Annotated in this window: 16 protein-coding genes; 4 read left to right on the forward strand and 12 right to left on the reverse strand. The window is 67.1% G+C overall.

Annotation, left to right across the window (positions count from 1 at the left end):
* Positions 1-26: 26 nt before the first annotated feature.
* Together WS69_RS09510 and uraH are read right to left on the reverse strand one after the other, a co-directional pair.
* Entirely contained in the window at positions 27-1,220 is a 1,194-nt protein-coding gene (locus tag WS69_RS09510; protein ID WP_059470532.1) for a urate hydroxylase PuuD, read from the reverse strand.
* 49 nt (positions 1,221-1,269) lie between these two features.
* Entirely contained in the window at positions 1,270-1,623 is a 354-nt protein-coding gene (uraH, locus tag WS69_RS09515) for a hydroxyisourate hydrolase (RefSeq protein ID WP_059470533.1), read from the reverse strand.
* 530 nt (positions 1,624-2,153) lie between these two features.
* Between uraH and WS69_RS09520 the strand changes: the two genes are divergently transcribed.
* Positions 2,154-3,566: an 8-oxoguanine deaminase gene (locus WS69_RS09520; protein ID WP_059470534.1), complete on the forward strand. Its 1,413-nt coding sequence runs from the start codon at positions 2,154-2,156 to the stop codon at positions 3,564-3,566.
* A gap of 186 nt (positions 3,567-3,752) precedes the next feature.
* Here the strand turns inward: WS69_RS09520 and WS69_RS09525 are convergent, their stop codons facing one another.
* From WS69_RS09525 to WS69_RS09535, 3 genes are all read right to left on the reverse strand, one after another.
* Positions 3,753-4,682, reverse strand: a complete 930-nt coding sequence (locus tag WS69_RS09525; protein WP_059470535.1) for a LysR substrate-binding domain-containing protein — start codon at positions 4,680-4,682, stop codon at positions 3,753-3,755.
* Between the two features lie 55 nt (positions 4,683-4,737).
* Entirely contained in the window at positions 4,738-5,118 is a 381-nt protein-coding gene (locus tag WS69_RS33170; protein WP_156438043.1) for a hypothetical protein, read from the reverse strand.
* Between the two features lie 220 nt (positions 5,119-5,338).
* On the reverse strand, positions 5,339-5,548 hold the full coding sequence (locus tag WS69_RS09535; protein ID WP_059470537.1) for a dodecin: 210 nt from the start codon (positions 5,546-5,548) through the stop codon (positions 5,339-5,341).
* Between the two features lie 87 nt (positions 5,549-5,635).
* On the opposite strand from WS69_RS09535, the gene WS69_RS09540 reads away from it, so the two are divergent.
* Positions 5,636-6,574 (forward strand): NAD(P)-dependent oxidoreductase, encoded by a 939-nt coding sequence (locus WS69_RS09540; protein ID WP_059470538.1) that lies wholly within the window; start codon positions 5,636-5,638, stop codon positions 6,572-6,574.
* Positions 6,575-6,687: 113 nt separating this feature from the next.
* On the opposite strand, the gene WS69_RS09545 is transcribed toward WS69_RS09540, so the two are convergent.
* The 4 genes from WS69_RS09545 to WS69_RS09560 all read right to left on the reverse strand — a co-directional run bounded on the left by WS69_RS09545 (position 6,688) and on the right by WS69_RS09560 (position 10,116).
* Positions 6,688-7,131 (reverse strand): hypothetical protein, encoded by a 444-nt coding sequence (locus tag WS69_RS09545; RefSeq protein WP_059470539.1) that lies wholly within the window; start codon positions 7,129-7,131, stop codon positions 6,688-6,690.
* Positions 7,132-7,516: 385 nt separating this feature from the next.
* Positions 7,517-7,948, reverse strand: a complete 432-nt coding sequence (gene mscL / locus WS69_RS09550; RefSeq protein WP_059470540.1) for a large conductance mechanosensitive channel protein MscL — start codon at positions 7,946-7,948, stop codon at positions 7,517-7,519.
* 184 nt (positions 7,949-8,132) lie between these two features.
* Entirely contained in the window at positions 8,133-9,323 is a 1,191-nt protein-coding gene (locus WS69_RS09555) for a tetratricopeptide repeat protein (protein ID WP_059470541.1), read from the reverse strand.
* Between the two features lie 112 nt (positions 9,324-9,435).
* On the reverse strand, positions 9,436-10,116 hold the full coding sequence (locus tag WS69_RS09560) for a PspA/IM30 family protein (protein WP_059470542.1): 681 nt from the start codon (positions 10,114-10,116) through the stop codon (positions 9,436-9,438).
* 24 nt (positions 10,117-10,140) lie between these two features.
* Between WS69_RS09560 and WS69_RS34060 the strand changes: the two genes are divergently transcribed.
* Both WS69_RS34060 and WS69_RS09565 read left to right on the forward strand, forming a co-directional pair.
* Entirely contained in the window at positions 10,141-10,479 is a 339-nt protein-coding gene (locus WS69_RS34060; RefSeq protein WP_197419233.1) for a hypothetical protein, read from the forward strand.
* 149 nt (positions 10,480-10,628) lie between these two features.
* Complete coding sequence (locus WS69_RS09565; RefSeq protein WP_059470558.1) at positions 10,629-13,151, forward strand: penicillin-binding protein 1A; 2,523 nt, start codon at positions 10,629-10,631, stop codon at positions 13,149-13,151.
* Between the two features lie 367 nt (positions 13,152-13,518).
* Here WS69_RS09565 and WS69_RS09570 read toward each other — a convergent pair whose 3' ends face one another.
* The 3 genes from WS69_RS09570 to argE all read right to left on the reverse strand — a co-directional run bounded on the left by WS69_RS09570 (position 13,519) and on the right by argE (position 16,783).
* Positions 13,519-13,965 (reverse strand): DUF3574 domain-containing protein, encoded by a 447-nt coding sequence (locus WS69_RS09570; RefSeq protein ID WP_059470559.1) that lies wholly within the window; start codon positions 13,963-13,965, stop codon positions 13,519-13,521.
* A gap of 500 nt (positions 13,966-14,465) precedes the next feature.
* Positions 14,466-15,497 carry a threonine/serine dehydratase gene (locus WS69_RS09575; RefSeq protein ID WP_059470560.1) on the reverse strand — a complete coding sequence of 344 codons (1,032 nt, stop codon included), beginning with the start codon at positions 15,495-15,497 and terminating at the stop codon, positions 14,466-14,468.
* A 68-nt stretch (positions 15,498-15,565) separates the two neighbouring features.
* Positions 15,566-16,783, reverse strand: a complete 1,218-nt coding sequence (argE, locus tag WS69_RS09580; protein ID WP_059470543.1) for an acetylornithine deacetylase — start codon at positions 16,781-16,783, stop codon at positions 15,566-15,568.
* Between the last annotated feature and the right edge of the window lie 24 nt (positions 16,784-16,807).

The following is a 16,807-nucleotide window of genomic DNA, read 5'->3' on the forward strand; positions in this document are numbered from 1 at the left end:
GTGCTCCGTCAAACGTCTTCACACGTCTATTTCATCGCGCCGCTCTCGAACCATGCGGCGATCCGCATGCGCTCGCCGTCGGTCATGTGCGTGACATTGCCGATCGGCATCGCCTTCAGCTGCACCGCCTGCTGATAGATCCGCGGCGCGTTTTGCGCGATCTCGTCGGACGTGTCGAACATCACGCCGGCGGGCGCGCTGCCCATCAGCGTCGGCTTTGCCGAGTGGCACGCGACGCAGCGCTGCTGCAGGATCGGCGCGATGTCCTTGATCGCCACCTTCGGCGCATTCGCGGCGTGCGCCTCGGGCGCGATCGGCTTCGGCATCGTCGCGACGAGCGCGACCACCATCAGCGCGACGCCGCCGAGCGGCAGAAACCAGAGCTGCTGGCCGCGATGGCGCATCACGAAGAACTGACGAATCAGCGCGCCCGCGAGCATGATGATGACGAGCACGATCCAGTTGTACTGGTTCGCATACGTCATCGCGTAGTGGTTCGACAGCATCGCGAACACGACGGGCAGCGTGAAGTACGTGTTGTGCACGGAGCGCTGCTTGCCGCGCTTGCCGTAGATCGGATCGGGCGTTTCGCCCTTGAGCAGCTTGTCGACCATCTTGCGCTGGCCGGGGATGATCACGAAGAACACGTTGGCCGTCATGATCGTCGCGAGCATCGCGCCGACGATCAGATACGCGGCGCGGCCCGAGAACACGTGGCACGCGAGATACGCGGCCGCGACCACGTAGACGCCGACGAACACGCCGAGCAGCTCGTCGCGGTTGCCGAGCAGGCGGCACGCGGAGTCGTAGACGATCCAGCCCGCGAGCAGGAAGCCGAGCGCGGCCGAGACCGCGACGACGGGGCCCATGTCGAGCACGTTCCTGTCGATCAGATACGTGTTCGGTGCGAGCAGGTACAGCACGAAGAAGAGGCCGAAGCCGGACATCCACGTCGTGTAAGACGGCCATTTCGACCAGTGCAGGTCTTCCGGCATCTCGGGCGGCGCGACGAGATATTTCTGCATGTTGTAGAAGCCGCCGCCGTGCACGTGCCATAGCTCGCCGAACACGCCGCGCGCTTTCAGCTGCGCGTCCTTCGGCGGCTTCAGGCTGTTGTCGAGCGCGACGAAGTAGAACGACTCGCCGATCCATGCGATCGCGGCGACGACGTGCAGCCAGCGGATCGCGAGATTCAGCCAGTCGGTGATGAAGCCTTCCATGAAACGTCTCCTGAGTCGATCGTTGTCGTATGTGGGCAGCGATACGTGGTCAGCTGCCGCGATAGGTGCTGTACGACCACGGCGACACGAGAAGCGGCACGTGATAGTGCGCGGCGGGATCGGCGATGCCGAAGCGCAGCACGACGAGATCGACGAAGCGCGGCTCGGGCAGCGCGACGCCCTGCGCGGCGAAGTAGTCGCCCGCGTGGAACACGAGTTCGTAGGTGCCGGCCGTGAGCGCGTCGCCTTCGAGGAGCGGCGCATCGCAACGGCCGTCGTCATTGGTGAGCACGGTCTTCAGCAGGCGGTATCCGTTGCCCGAAAGCGTATGGAGTTCGATCTTGATCGCGGCGCCCGGACGGCCGTGCGCGGTGTCGAGTACGTGGGTAGTGAGCTTTCCCATTCGCAATGTCCTTGTGTAGTTGCGAGGATCGGCGGCGGCTCGATCCGATGAGGCTATGGCGGATCGAGGCTCCACGTCAGTGGCTACATACCCGTCGGCGGATCGAAGCGAGCGCCGTGCAGCCATTGTAAAAAGGTTCGGACAGGAAACCGTGAGCGATAACGAAGATAATGCGCGCCGCATGACGGCGCGTCCATGCGCGCCGGAGCGAGCGCGGACGGCGCTCGGACGATACGGCGCGTCTTTGCGTGGTCCCGTGATCGAGGGTAGACGAACATATTGGCTGCGTGAAGACGGACATGCGCGCGGCCCGCTTGCGCCGCGCGCCGCGTTGCGCGATGCTCGGCTGGTGCGCAGGCGCCCGGCGGTCCGACGAGGATCGCGGCGGCCGCGCACCCCGAAGACGGCGGGTACGCCGGGTAACCGGGCCAGGGCGTTCGAACGGACGCGGCGGCGCGGTGCGTGCCGCGCGTCGCGTTCGAGCAGGACGCACCGCCTCGACGGCGGAACGATACGGAGATCGAACGACGATGGAACGACACCCGAGCGTGCGCGACGGCGCACAATCCCTTACCCCGACCCGTCCGAAGACGCTGCTCGTCGAGCACGCCGACGTGCTCGTGACGATGGACGGCGCGCGCCGCGAGCTGCGCGACGCGGGCCTTTACGTCGAAGACAACCGGATCGTCGCGGTCGGGCCGAGCGCCGAGTTGCCCGCGCACGCGGACGAGGTGCTCGACCTGCGCGGCCATCTCGTGATCCCAGGGCTCGTCAACACGCACCACCACATGTACCAGAGCCTCACGCGCGCGATTCCCGCCGCGCAGAACGCCGAGCTGTTCGGCTGGCTCACGAGCCTGTATCGGATCTGGGCGCACCTGACGCCGGAGATGATCGAGGTGTCGGCATTGACCGCGATGGCCGAGCTGCTGCTGTCCGGCTGCACGACGTCGAGCGATCATCTGTACATCTATCCGAACGGCAGCCGGCTCGACGACAGCATCGCGGCCGCGCGGCGCATCGGCATGCGCTTTCACGCGAGCCGCGGCAGCATGAGCGTCGGCCAGCGCGACGGCGGGCTGCCGCCCGACTCGGTCGTCGAGCGGGAGCCGGACATCCTGCGCGACACGCAGCGCGTCATCGAGGCCTATCACGACGACGGCCGCTACGCGATGTTGCGCGTCGTCGTTGCGCCGTGCTCGCCGTTCTCGGTGAGCCGTGGGCTGATGCGCGATGCGGCGGCGCTCGCGCGCGAGTATGGCGTGTCGCTGCACACGCATCTCGCTGAGAACGTCAACGACGTCGCGTACAGCCGCGAGAAGTTCGGGATGACGCCCGCCGAATACGCGGAGGATCTCGGCTGGGTCGGGCGCGACGTGTGGCATGCGCACTGCGTGCAGCTCGACGAGCCGGGCATCGCGCTCTTCGCGCGCACCGGCACGGGCGTCGCGCATTGCCCGTGCTCGAACATGCGACTTGCGTCCGGCATCGCGCCCGTGCAACGGATGCGTGTCGCGGGCGTGCCGGTCGGACTCGGCGTCGACGGCTCCGCGTCGAACGACGGCGCGCAGATGGTCGCCGAGGTGAGGCAGGCGCTGTTGCTGCAGCGCGTCGGCTTCGGGGCCGATGCGATGACGGCGCGCGATGCGCTCGAGATCGCGACGCTGGGCGGCGCGCGCGTGCTGAACCGCGATGATATCGGCGCGCTTGCGCCCGGCATGGCGGCGGATTTCGTCGCGTTCGACTTGCGCGCGACGCAGTTTGCGGGCGCGTTGCATGATCCCGTCGCGGCGCTCGTGTTCTGCGCGCCGTCGCAGGCGGCGTACAGCGTCGTCAACGGGCGCGTCGTCGTGCGGGAAGGGCGCTTGACGACGCTCGAGATCGAGCCGCTCGTCGCGCGGCACAACGCGCTTGCGCGCACACTCTATGAAGCCGCACGCTGAGCGGCGTATTCTGCCGCTCCTCGGGTGCGCAATCGACAGTGCAATCGACGGCGCAATCTGCCGCACATTCGGCCGCACAGTCGGCAGCGCATTCGGCTGAGCAATCGACGGCGCGCTGCGCAAACGACTTCGCCGTCGATTGCGCGATGCGCGCCGCTTGCGCCGCGGATCGCGCAGCCTGCGCGCTCACATGTCGATCAGCGTGCGGGTCGCCTCGGCGACGAGTCCGCGCAGCCAGCGCACTTCGTCCGAGTAATGACAGCGCTCGTGCCAGAGCTGGTAGTACTGCATCGGCGGGAAGTCGAGTGGCGCGGGCACGACCGACAACGGCAGGAACTTCGCGTAGTGATCGGCGAAGAGCCGCGTCGTCGTGAAGATCAGATCCGACTTCACGAGCACGTACGGCGCGAGATTGAAGTACGGCAGCGTGACGACGACGTGGCGCTTCAGGCGCTCGCGCGCGAGATGAACGTCGATCGCGCCGCGCTGGCCGACCGAGTACGGCGTCGGCGCGAGATGAGGCGCATTCAGGTACTGGTCGAGCGTGAGACCGCCGCGCTTCGCGAACGGATGCGTGTTGCTCATCAGGCAGACGATCTCGTCGACGAACAGGTTCGACAGGTGCAGTTGCTCGGGCGGCTCCGGCCAGTTGCCGACGACGATGTCGAGCTTGCCGTCCTCGAGCGCGAGTTCGTAGTCGAACGCGGGGCCGAGCGAATGGAATTCGAGCGTCGCGTTCGGCGCGGCCTGCCGGAAGCGTTCGACGACGGTTGGCACGAACAGCACGTTCAGATAGTCGGGGCAGCCGATCCGGTAGCAGCGAATCGACGTCGCCGGATCGAAATTGTGCTGCTGAAACTTGATCCGCTCGATCTCGCGCAACGCGTTCTGCACGGGCTCGAGGAGGCGCAGGCCGTACTCGGTCGGCACCATGCCGGACTTGCCGCGCACGAGGAGCGGGTCGCCCGTGATGTCGCGCAGGCGGCGCAGCGCGGCGCTGATCGCCGGCTGCGACTGGTTCAGTTTGACGGCCGTGCGCGTCACGCTGCGCTCCATCAATAAGGTATGCAGGACGCGCAAAAGATACGTGTCGATCGCCTCGCGTTGCTGGCTCATGCTCTCTCCATTTATATGTGTAGGCTGATCGATTGGGGATGGGGGTATATGGTTTTTAATATGGACATAAAGGAGCGTCAAGCGCGGCTTTTTCGAATCGCTTCGCGCGGCGTGCGTGATCGGCGGGGCGCGAACGTTGCGCGCGGCGGGCGGTGTGCTTGCGGCCTTGGCGCGTAAAGGCGATGAAGGCGGGCGACGAAGACAGCGAAAAAAGGGACGGCGTGACGGGGCGTGAAGGACGCCGAAAGGACGACGAAGAGTCGGGCACGTCGCGCGATGCGCTTCGCGCGTGGCGTGCGCCTTGTCTGGGGCGCCCGCCGCCCGCCGGCGACTGCCGACTGCCGACTGCCGACTGCCGGTTGCGGATTGCCGACAGAGGCGTTCTCGAATTGCCGCCGACCTCGATGATCGGCACGACGTCGAACACGTCGAACACGTCGAACGAGCGAATCGCGCTCGCGCGTCACGCTTCTCCGCGACGCCGGCCGGCAGACGAGCCGAACGCATGACGCCCAACGCAAGCGGCTCGCCGAGCACGCGCCGCATGAAAGCGGCAAAAGCGCGCTCGACGCGCGTCGCGCGTTTGCGATGCGCCGTCCGTGCGCACGGTGCGAGCGTTCCAAACGACCGTTCGACGCCGCACCCGGCGTAGCCGTTCAGTCTTCGATGCGCAGTCCGACCTTGAGCGTCACTTGCCAGTGAATCACCTGGTCGCCTTCGATGTGTCCGCGCATGTCGGTCACTTCGAACCAGTGCAGATTGCGCACGGTCTTCGCGGCCTTTGTGATCGCGTTGCGGATCGCGTCGTCGCTCGATTGGCGTGACGAGCCGGTGAGCTCGATCAGTTTGTAGACGTGGTCGTTCATGACGTTCTCCAATGAAGCGTTCGACGTTCGGTCCAGCCGCGGTGCGCGCATCTGTCGTTCTCGCGCATGCCTTCCTGAGTGATAGGTATGATGGGCGGCAACTTCAATCGGTATTCGAACGAGAGGAAAGGGGAAGACGTGGACGTGGGATTTTGCGGACCGGGCTTGATGGGCGCGCCGATGATTCGGCATTTGCTGTTGGCCGGCCATCGGGTGCACGTATGGAACCGCACGCGCGAGAAGGCCGACGCGCTCGCCGGACACGGCGCGCAGGTTGTCGATACGCCGGTCGAGCTTGCCGCGTGTGCGGAGACGGTGGTGCTTTGCGTGCTCGACGCGCCTGCGGTCGGCGACGTCGTGTTCGGCGCGTTTGGCGTGCTCGCGGGCGATGCCGCCACGCGCCGCGTGCGGCGTATCGTCGATCATTCGAGCATTCCGCCCGCGGCGACGCGCGCGTATGCGGCGCGTGCGGCGGCGCTCGGCGTGAGCTGGGTCGACGCGCCGGTATCGGGCGGCGTGCCGGGCGCGGAAGCGGGCACGCTCGCGGTGATGGCGGGCGGCCCGCTCGCGGACGTCGACGCGGTGCGCGAGCTGATCGGCGCGTATGCGTCGCGCGTCACGCATCTCGGCGACGCGGGCGCGGGGCAGACGGCGAAGCTGTGCAATCAGGCGATCGTGACGGCGACCGTCACCGCGATCGCGGAGGCGGTGGGGCTCGCGCAGGCGAGCGGCATCGACGCGGCGCGCCTCGCCGAAGCGCTCGCGGGCGGCTGGGCGGATTCGGTGCTGCTGCAGACGTTCGTGCCGAGGATGACGAGCGGCGGCCATCCGCCGATCGGCGCGCTGAAGACGTTCCAGAAGGATGTCGATGCGATTGCCGACGCGGCGCGCGACGCGGGTGCGGTGATGCCCGTCGCGGCGACGGTGCAGCAAGTGCTGCGACTCGGTGCGGCGATGGGGCTCGCGCAAGCCGATTTCGCGGCGTTCATCGACATCGTGCGTCCGCGGACGAGACGGAGCGAGTAGCCGACGCGCAAGCGACACGCGCACGTCGACAACATACCCCGCCGCACGATCGCGAGGCGGCGTCCCGATGAAGAAACGGGCCGTTTCAAACGGCCCGTGTCATGTGGCGATGACTACAGCGAGCGAGGCGTCGTGTCGCCGGCGTTCGGCTGTCCGATTCCGCTTCGCAGCCCGGCTTTCACGCCCGCACCAAATTCGGGCAGAATGCGCGCGCGGGCGCGACTCGCGAACACGAGGAAGCCGAATCCGTTCGCTTCGTACCAGTAGCCGCCGTTCTCGAGTCCGTCGAGCGGCTGCTCGAGCGCGTTGGCGATCGATTCGATGCAGCGCTTGCGCAGTTCGGCGATCGCGGGATACGGCGGTTGCGCGCCGCGTACGCTGCAGAGCAGGACGTCGAGGCCGGGCAGCACGTGCGCGTAGAGCACGGGCTCGTCCTGCGCACGGGCGCGCGCGATCTTCGTGTCGAGCTGAGCGAACGGCTTCGCATGGCGCAGCACCGCGAGGAACGATTCCTGGCCGTCCGGTTGCGTGCGTCGGCGTTTTTTCGGGAAGGACATAAACACTCGCCTCAAAAACAATTGCAAGAAATGCGGCATCCTCATGCGACCCACTCCCGGCTATGCGCGCCGCATGTCGATCTTTTATAGCATACGAAAATGCCGGCTTCACGAAGTTCGCCGATGCCACATTGCCGTGCGTCGACCGAACCGGGTGAGAGCCTACGATCGCCAAAGCCAGCGCTTTTGCGCCTGCACTGTCGTTGAGTTTCCATGATAGACCCGGTAGCGCCGCGCGTGCGACCGAACGTCGCAAAAAAATGATTCGGGTATTCTCTGCCCCCGCGCGCGGCGCCGCATCGCGCGTGGCGCCCGAGATCATCCGGACGACCAAAAAAAAAGCCCGCGCAAAGCGGGCTTGGTTGCGATCGTGCGTTGCATGCGTTCAGCGCTGCTTCAGCGAATCGCGGATCTCGCGCAGCAGCAGCACGTCTTCCGGCGTCGCGGCGGGGGCGGCCTCGGCCGGCTTGCGCAGCTTGTTGATGAACTTGACCATCAGGAAGATGATGAACGCAAGGATGACGAAGTTGATCAGCACGGTGATGAACGAGCCGTAGCCGAACGCGGCGACGCCCGCCGCCTGCAGATCCTTGAATGATTCCGGATTGCCCTTGAACGACGGCGGAATCTGCCCGAGCAGCACGAACTTGTTCGAGAAATCCAGGCCGCCCGTCAGCACGCCGATGACGGGCATGATGAGGTCTTTCACCACCGAGTCGACGATCTTCGAAAACGCTCCGCCGATGATCACGCCGATGGCGAGATCCATGACGTTGCCCTTGACGGCGAATTCCTTGAATTCCTGGATGATGCTCATGGGCGGTTTGCTCCTGTCGAAAATGAAATGGGGCGCAGCGCAACGATTCGTTACGGCACGTTGATGGCCGTCATCATAACGAACCCGATCCTTTATCGGTAGTTCATCTGAGAAATCTTAACAAAGGGAATCGATAAGAAAATGGGCCGTTTCCGGCCCATTTCGTCGTTCTAACGGTGCATCGTCAACCGTTGTTGCTCCAATCGTCGCCACTGCTGCCGAGATCGACGCCGCCGCCGTCGGAGCCGCCGCTGTCCCAACTGTTTCCCTGGCCGAAGTCGACGCCCGGATCGGCCGCGCGGCGCCGCCCTTCGTCGTCGACGATCACATCGCGCTCGATCACTCGGTCGCGGCCGTGCGACATCGCCTGGCCGAGCAGCACGCCCGTCAGCAGGCCGCCCATGCCGCCGCCGAAACCGCCGCCCTGCTGGATCACGACGGGCGGCTGCTGCGGTTGCGGCGGATACGGCGAGTAGGGCGGCTGGCCTGGCGCGCCCGTCAGTCGATCGGCCTCCTGAGCAAATACCGAGCCCGAGTTGCCGGGCGCGCCCGCCGCGGTCGCGTTCGGATCGGGGCGGCCTTCGACGCGCGCCTTCAGGCTCGCGAATTGTTTCTCCAATTCTTCGAGTCGGTACGGCGGCGCCGGATTCTTGCCGTTCGACAACGTCTCGACGAGCTCGCGCGCCTGCGCTTCGAGCGCTTCGATCTCGCCGTTGAGCGCGGTGGCGCCGGGCGCCGTCGACAGCCGGGCGTCGAGCTTGAGCGGGCGCACGTCGTTGAGGACGTCGGTCGCGCGCTTCAATTGCGCGCGGCGCTCTTCATCGGCGCGCTTGTCGTCCGTCGAGCGCGCGCGGCGCAGCGTCCAGCGCAGCACGAGTGCGATCGCGCCGATCAGCACCGCGATGCCGATCCACATGCCCGTCGACGGTCCGCGATGCACGGGCGCGGCGGGCGCCGCGGCGAACTGCGACTGCGCCTGCGCTTGCGTCTGCGGTGCAACGAGCATGCCGCCCGACGTCGCCGACCGCGGCGACTGCGCGGCCACGCGGCGCGCATCGGCGCGCACGCGCGCTTCCGTTTGCGCGAAGCGCGACGGATCGGTGAAGCGCAACTGAGGATCGAGCGACTTCGCGCGTTCGATCTGCGCGAGCGCCTCGGTGGAGCGGCCTTCGCGGTCGAGCACCTGGCCGTACAGATAGCGGGCGCGCGCGTTGTCCGGATACGCGTCGATCACTTGCGAGAGCTGCGCGTCGGCGCGTTGCCAGTTGCCTTGCGCGATCGATTGCTGGATTTGCTGCAGCGACGGCACCGCCGCGCTGGCGGCGGCCGACGCGAGGATCAGCGACAATCCGACGGCTGCGAGAAACTTTTTCATGATCGGTTCGGGCGCTCGGCCCGTCTCCTTGCGGATTTTCGCGCGCGGCGGCGGGCGCGTTCGATGCGCACCGCCGCCGCGTCGCGAAGCGCCGGCGGGCGACGTGCCGCCGTTACTGCGCCGGCGTGTTCAGTTGCTTTTTCAGCGCTTCGAGGCGGTCCTCGACGGACGGGCCCTTGTTCAGCGCGGCGAGCTTGTCTTCGAGCGCACGGCCGCTGTTCGTGTCGGCCGAATTCAGGCGCGCGTCGGAGCGCGCGTTCGACAGCGCGACCTTGTCCTCGAGCTTCTGGAAGTCCTCGGACAGGTTCTTGCCGCCGATCCCACCGAGCGCGGTGGCCGCGACGTCCTTCGCCTGCGCGATTTCCTGCTTCGCCTGCAGGATGTTCGAGCGCGCGTTCAGGTCGTTGCGGCGCCCGCGCATGTCGGCGATCTGGCCTTTGAGCTTGTCGACCGACGGCTCGAGCGTCTCGAGTTCGCGTGCGAGCGCGTCGCGCTCGGCCTCGGCGTTCGCCTGCGCGGCGAGCGCTTCGCGTGCGAGGCCTTCGTCGCCCGATTGCAGCGCGCGCTTCGCGCCGTCTTCGTACTTCTTCGCGCGCTCGTCGGCGGTGTCGCGCTTGCTGCGTTGCGTCGCGACCTGCGCTTCGATCTCGATCAGCGAGTTTTCCGCGCGGCCGATGCTGTCGTCGAGCTCCCGCACGATCTGCCGCGCGTCGCGCGACGGATCCTGCACCGAGTCCGCCGCGTCGTTCAGCAGACCTTTGATCGTGCGCGAAATAGAGTCGAAAAGCGACATGGATTCCTCCGTAAGTAATGAACGATGCGCGCGTCGCGCATCGCGTGCGAGGCTTCGCAGCGGCGCGAGGCGGTTGGCGTCGGCGGATATTACACCACCGGTTCGCTTAAACACCGCTTAAACGCGGGCTCCAATGGGCGGCGCGAACGCCGCTGGCCGGAACCGAAAATGCGGACGGGCGACGGAAATTTCCAGTGCATCGAACGCAATATTTTCGCGCGAGCGCCTTTCAAAACGAAAGCGAAAGGCGCTCGGCGTTCCGCCTTCATCATAGGAGCGTTCGCGGCGCGCGACGGTGCGCGCCGCAACGAATTCGAGGATTTTTTACAAAAAATCCTGAAGGGCGCCCGTCGATTTCATTAAAATGCGCTGTCACGCTGCGGACCGGACGCCGTATGGACCGACGCGCGCCGGGATCCGTCGACGTGATACGCTCCACGACGCTACGTCTATCGTTCCGCGCACGCGCCTCGCATGCGTTCGAGGCGCGCCTCGTGCGCCGCCAATCCGACATGCCTATTATCAAACGACCGTCTTCCTCCCGCGCCACGAACGAGCACCATTATTCGCTACGACGTTCGCCCGCCGGCGCCTACTACACCGATGACGATGACGACGACCGCGCGGAGCGCCGCACGGGCGGCGGCGACGGCGGTTCGCGCACGTTCGGCTCGCGCGTCGCGCTGTGGTTCGCCGGGCTGTTCGCGACGCTCCTCGTTGTCGGCGCGCTGATCGTCGGCTACGCGCTCGTCGTGATGGGGCCGCAGCTGCCGTCGCTCGACGCGCTCACGAACTATCAGCCGAAGGTGCCGCTGCGCGTCTACAGCGCGGACCACGTGCTGCTCGGCGAGTTCGGCGAGGAGCGCCGCAGCCTCGTGCGTTTCCAGGACATCCCCGACGTGATGAAGAAGGCGGTGCTCGCGATCGAGGACTACCGCTTCTACGAGCACGGCGGCGTCGACTTCCTCGGCATCCTGCGCGCGGGCGTCGCCGACATCCTGCACGGCGGCGCGCGGCAGGGCGCGAGCACGATCACGATGCAGGTCGCGCGCAATTTCTTCCTGTCGAGCGAGAAGACGTACACGCGCAAGATCTATGAAATGCTGCTCGCCTACAAGATCGAGAAGGCGCTGACGAAAGACCAGATCCTCGAGCTGTACATGAACCAGATCTATCTGGGCCAGCGCGCGTACGGCTTCGCGGCCGCCGCGCGCGTGTACTTCGGCAAGGACCTGAAGGACATCACGCTCGCCGAGGCGGCGATGCTCGCGGGCCTGCCGAAGGCGCCATCCGCATACAACCCGGTCGTCAATCCGAAGCGCGCGAAGGTGCGCCAGGAATACATCCTGAAGCGGATGCGCGAGATCGGCTACATCACGCAGCAGCAGTACGATCAGGCGGTGAAGGAAGAGATCCACACGCGCACGCCGGGCAATCAGTACGCGGTGCACGGCGAGTACGTCGCCGAGATGGTGCGGCAGATGATGTACGCGCAGTACAAGGACGAAACCTACACGCGCGGCCTGACCGTCACGACGACGATCAACGCGGCTGACCAGGAAGCCGCGTACCAGGCGGTGCGCCGCGGGATCATGGACTACGAGCGCCGCCACGGCTATCGCGGCCCGGAAGGCTTCGTCGCGCTGCCGCCCGCGGGCGACGAACGCGACGAGGCGATCGACGACGCGCTCGCCGATCATCCGGACAACGGCGATCTCCAGTCGGCCGTCGTGCTCGCCGCGTCGCCGACGGTGGTCGAGGTGCAGTTCGTCGGCGGCGCGACGACGACGATCAACGGCGCCGGGCTGCGCTTCGCGGCGGGGGCGCTGAGCTCGCGCGCGTCGGCCGCGCTGAAGATCAAGCCGGGCTCGATCGTGCGCGCGATGAAGGACGCGAAGGGCGCATGGCAGATCGTGCAACTGCCGCAGGTCGAAGGCGCGCTCGTCGCGATCGCGCCGCAGGACGGCGCGATCCGCTCGCTCGTCGGCGGCTTCGACTTCAACAAGAGCAAGTTCAACCACGTGACGCAGGCGTGGCGGCAGCCGGGCTCGAGCTTCAAGCCGTTCATCTATTCGGCGTCGCTCGAAAAGGGCCTCGGGCCCGCGACGATCATCGACGATGCGCCGCTATACTTCCCGCCGAGCGTGCCGGGCGGCCAGCCGTGGGAGCCGAAGGACGACGATCAGCCGGATGGTCCGATGTCGATGCGCACCGCGCTGCAGCGCTCGAAGAACCTCGTGTCGATCCGGATCCTCGCGTCGATCGGCACGTCGTATGCGCAGGACTACGTGACGCAGCGCTTCGGCTTCGATCCCGCGAAGACGCCGCCGTATCTGCCGATGGCGCTCGGCGCGGGCCTCGTCACGCCGCTGCAGCTCGCGTCCGGCTACGCGGTGTTCGCGAACGGCGGCTACAAGGTCGACCCGTACCTGATCGCCGAGGTCGACGACGCGCGCGGGCAGACGCTGCAAAAGTCGCAGCCCGTCGTCGCGGGCTCGACCGCGACGCGCACGGTCGACCCGCGCAACGCGTACGTGATGAACAGCCTGCTGCATACGGTCGCGACGGCCGGCACCGGTGCGGGCACGAACGCACTCGGGCGCGGCGACCTGCAAGGCAAGACCGGGACGACGAACGACGCGAAGGACGGGTGGTTCGCCGGTTATCAGCAATCTCTCGTCGCGGTCGCGTGGATGGGCTTCGACCAGCCGAAGAGTTTGGGCAGCCGCGAATTCGGCGCGCAGCTCGCGCTGCCGATCTGGGTGAACTACATGCGCACCGCGCTTTCCGGCGTGCCGGAGCAGCAGATGGCGATGCCGGACGGGCTGACGACGATCGACGGCGAGCTGTACTACGCAGACCGCACGCCGGGCGCGGGCTTCGTCGCGAACGTCGACTTCAACCCGGCCGCGAGCCCGACCGTGAACGCGAACGATGCGCTCGGCTCGGCTGGCGCGGCAGGTCTGACGCCGCCGCCGGTGACGCCGGAGGAGAAGCGGCAGATCATCGACATGTTCGAAGGCAACAAGCCTTGACCTCCCGATGAAGACGGGCGCCGGCGGCGCCCGTTTTTTTCGTCGACGCGATCGGGAATCGGCCGCTTCTTCGGTGACGGCGCCGCGCGGCCGCGTTTGCGGGCGGCGCGCGCGGGCCTTCTTTCGTGAAGCGTCGAACCGGCGCCGCCGCGTATGCGGCTTCAGGTCGACGTGCCCGGGTGACGCACGTCGTGCGACACGCTCGATGCAGCGCCGCTGCGAGGCCGTGCGTTCGGGGCGCTTCGAGTCGCTTCGGGTCGCTTCGGGTCGCTTCGGGTCGCTTTGAGTCGCTTTGAGTCGTTTCGAGCCGCATCGATCGCGCTGGCGGAAGCGACGCGATCGGTGCGGCGCCGTCGGCTCGGTACGCTCAAAACGATGCGCACACGCGAGCCAGCACCAGCCCGACCGATTGCTGATGGAAGCGCTCGACGTAAGCGCGCCGGATCGCGGCGAGACTGTCGAGCGTCGCGGGCGAGTCGGCGGCAACGATACGGATCACGAAGCTTTCCTCGCGCGCGATGTCGCCCGTCGCGCGATTGCGCCATTGGCCATGCGTATCCCATGTCGTGAGGCCGTCAGGGAAGCGCGGCGTGACGACGTCGGCGACGAAGCGCTCGCGCTCCGCGCCGGTGACGGGCCCGCGACCTGCTACGTCGCGGCCGAATAGCAAGTCCGCCTGCAATTCGCGCGTGCCGCCCGCGTGCGCGCAAAGCGGATCGCTTGCGGCCGAGGGCGGCGCGCTCGCGCATCCCGGCAGCGACGCGATGGCCGCGCAGAGCGCGATGCCGATCCAAATCGAACGCGAAGAACGCATCGGATGATCCTCGTCGATGATCGTGGTCGACCGGCCTTGCAGCCGCCCAGCCGCGAGTGCGCGTGCGTGCGCCGCGCGATCTCGCAAAGCTCGATGCCCGCGCGCCGCGCACGCAACGCCGCGTACGCGAGCGCCGGTGCAAAGCGCTGCACGCTCAAGCACTTGCGCAGTTGTTCGGCCGCTTATCAACAAGCCTGTCAACACGATCTGTGGAAAACATGGCGCCCGGCGCGACGTGCAGCCGGTGCGACTCGATCGTGCAACGCGCTGCACCGGGGCGGGCGATCCGAATCGGATCAAGCAGTTAGCGTGGCTGCCCCATGCTTATCAACAGCCCTTTCAACAAAAACTGGGGATAACCGCGTCGTATCGCCGGGCTGCCCGGCCGGCCGGCGACGCATTTCGCGGCGCTTCCCGAAAACGCCGCGCGAACAACGCGTTAGCGTGCTTGTCCGCGGCTTTTCAACATGCTCTTCAACATGAACTGGGGATAACTGGCATCACGGCCGCGGCGTTCGATGCAGCCGCGCATGCTCGAGATGCGCGGCGAGCGCTGTCGAATCGATGTTGGTCCCCGACAGCAGCACGCCGACCCGCTTGCCTTGCAGCGTCTCGCGCAGCGGCCCGAGGAGGGCGGCCGTCGCGGCCGCGCACGCAGGCTCGACCGCCACTTTCAGATGCGTGAACAAATAGAGCATCGCCGCACGCAGCGCGTCATCCGATACCGTGACGATCCGGTCGACATGGCGGCGGCACAGCTCGTAGCTGTACTCCTCGGTGTGCGGCGCCATCAGCGAATCGGCGATGGTGTGCATCGCGCCCATCCGGATCGGGTGATTCGCGGCGAAGCTGCGGCTCATCGCGTCCGCGCCTTCGGGCTCGACGCCGTACACGTGCACGCGCGGATTCGCGAGCCGCAGCGCGGTCGACGTGCCGGCCGCGAGGCCGCCGCCGCCGATCGGCACGATCACCGCGTCGAGGTCGGGCGTTTGCGTCGCCCATTCGTAGCCGAGCGTCGCGGTGCCGAGGATCGTGTGATAGCCGTTGAACGGATGCACGAAGAAGCGGCCTTCCTCGGCCTCGATTCGCCGCACGATCTCGAACGCCTCGGCGGGGCTCGACGCCATCACGACTTCCGCTTGGTACTGGCGGCACAGCGCGATGCGCGCCGGGCTCGCCGTGTCGAACATCACGACCTTCGCGCTCGCGCCGAGCCGCATCGCCGCATAGGCGACGGCCGCCGCATGGTTGCCCGCCGACACGCAGGTGACGCCCGCGCTCTTCCTGTCCTCGCCGAGCGCGAGCAGATTCGTGAACGCGCCGCGCGCCTTGAAGCTGCCGCTCGCCTGCAGAAGCTCGAACTTGAAGTTCACGTGCGTGTTGTCGAGCGACGGCAGATCGGCGCGCTCGAACACCGGTGTGCGCGTCAGCCATGGCGTGAGCGCGAAGTGCTGCGCGGCGATCTCGTCGAGTGTCGGAATCGGCTCGCCGTTGATCGTCAGGTGAGCGGGGCGGTGAGTTGAAGTCGGCATGTGCGTGCGCGTATCGATGACGGAGGCCGATCGCCCGGCCGGAACGAAGCTCGCGGCGGCGCGCCGCATCAAGCGAGCGTCATGCCGTGCACGAGCTTGCGCAAGAAGCGCTCGCACGACGCGAGCTGATCGAGTTCGACGAACTCGTTCGGCTTGTGCGCCTGCTCGATGTAGCCGGGCCCGCAGATGACGCTCGGAATGCCCGCGCGCTGGAACAGGCCCGCTTCGGTGCCGTACGCGACCTTGCGCTTCTCCTGATCGGCGGTGAGCGAGCGCACGAGCTGCGTGATCGCCGCCTGCTCGGCCGCGTCGAGGCCGGGCGCCGCGGCGACCTTCGAGAACTCGATCGCCGCGTTCGGATGCTCGCGGCGCATCCGCGGCAGCAGCGTGTCGCGCGCGTATGCGTCGATGCGCGCGAAGATCGCGTCGGGATCGAGCGTCGGCAGGTTGCGGAACTCGAACGAGAACTGGCATTCGGCGGGCACCGTGTTGACCGCGTTGCCGCCCTGGATGAGGCTCGTTTGCGCGGTCGTGAACGGCACGTCGTACCGCTCGTCGAACGGACCCTGCGCGCGGAATTCGTCGGCGAGATCGCGAATGTGGCAGATGAGGCGCGCCGCGTATTCGATCGCGTTCAAGCCCTTCGGCGTCAGCGACGAATGCGCCGCGTGGCCGCGCACGCAGCAACGGTAGACGTTGATGCCCTTGTGCGCGATCACGGGGCGCATGCCGGTCGGCTCGCCGACGATGCAGCCGGCGGGCGCGATTCCGCGCGCCTTCAGGTCGGCGAGCATCAGCGGCGCGCCGACGCAGCCGATCTCTTCGTCGAACGACAGCGCGAAATGGATCGGCTGCGCGAGCCTGGCCGCCTGCATCTCGGGCAGGAGCGCGAGCGCCGCGCCGATGAAACCCTTCATGTCGCAGGTGCCGCGCCCGTAGAGCTTGCCGTCGCGGACTTCCGGCTTGAACGGATCGCTGTCCCACTGCTGGCCGTCGACCGGCACGACGTCGGTGTGGCCCGACAGCACGATGCCGCCGTCGGTCGCGCCGTCGTGGGCGGGGAGGGTGGCGAACAAGTTCGCCCAGCCGTCGCGGGCGTCGTGCGTGAGCGTCGACGCGACGCCGGCCGCGGCGAGGGTGTCGCGGACCATTTCGATGAGACCGAGATTCGGCACGCGGCTCGTGGTGTCGATCGACACGAGTCTTTTTACCCAAGACAGGCTGAGCGGTTCGGTGGACGACGTGGAAGCGGACGCGGACGGTGCCGTTGCGTCGAGAACGGACATGGCGGAACTCCGGCAGGGAGGCAG

This window comes from Burkholderia sp. BDU5, assembly GCF_001522845.1.
GTDB classification, from domain to species: Bacteria; Pseudomonadota; Gammaproteobacteria; order Burkholderiales; family Burkholderiaceae; genus Burkholderia; species Burkholderia mayonis.

Coding starts and splice junctions, on each gene's coding strand:
- WS69_RS09565 (WP_059470558.1), top strand. CDS start 10,629: ATGCCTATTATCAAACGACCGTCTTCCTCCCGCGCCACGAACGAGCAC.
- WS69_RS09575 (WP_059470560.1), bottom strand. CDS start 15,497: ATGCCGACTTCAACTCACCGCCCCGCTCACCTGACGATCAACGGCGAG.
- WS69_RS09570 (WP_059470559.1), bottom strand. CDS start 13,965: ATGCGTTCTTCGCGTTCGATTTGGATCGGCATCGCGCTCTGCGCGGCC.
- argE (WP_059470543.1), bottom strand. CDS start 16,783: ATGTCCGTTCTCGACGCAACGGCACCGTCCGCGTCCGCTTCCACGTCG.
- WS69_RS09560 (WP_059470542.1), bottom strand. CDS start 10,116: ATGTCGCTTTTCGACTCTATTTCGCGCACGATCAAAGGTCTGCTGAAC.
- WS69_RS09525 (WP_059470535.1), bottom strand. CDS start 4,682: ATGAGCCAGCAACGCGAGGCGATCGACACGTATCTTTTGCGCGTCCTG.
- mscL (WP_059470540.1), bottom strand. CDS start 7,948: ATGAGCATCATCCAGGAATTCAAGGAATTCGCCGTCAAGGGCAACGTC.
- uraH (WP_059470533.1), bottom strand. CDS start 1,623: ATGGGAAAGCTCACTACCCACGTACTCGACACCGCGCACGGCCGTCCG.
- WS69_RS09510 (WP_059470532.1), bottom strand. CDS start 1,220: ATGGAAGGCTTCATCACCGACTGGCTGAATCTCGCGATCCGCTGGCTG.
- WS69_RS34060 (WP_197419233.1), top strand. CDS start 10,141: ATGCGCGCGTCGCGCATCGCGTGCGAGGCTTCGCAGCGGCGCGAGGCG.
- WS69_RS09535 (WP_059470537.1), bottom strand. CDS start 5,548: ATGAACGACCACGTCTACAAACTGATCGAGCTCACCGGCTCGTCACGC.
- WS69_RS09540 (WP_059470538.1), top strand. CDS start 5,636: ATGATGGGCGGCAACTTCAATCGGTATTCGAACGAGAGGAAAGGGGAA.
- WS69_RS09555 (WP_059470541.1), bottom strand. CDS start 9,323: ATGAAAAAGTTTCTCGCAGCCGTCGGATTGTCGCTGATCCTCGCGTCG.
- WS69_RS09545 (WP_059470539.1), bottom strand. CDS start 7,131: ATGTCCTTCCCGAAAAAACGCCGACGCACGCAACCGGACGGCCAGGAA.
- WS69_RS09520 (WP_059470534.1), top strand. CDS start 2,154: ATGGAACGACACCCGAGCGTGCGCGACGGCGCACAATCCCTTACCCCG.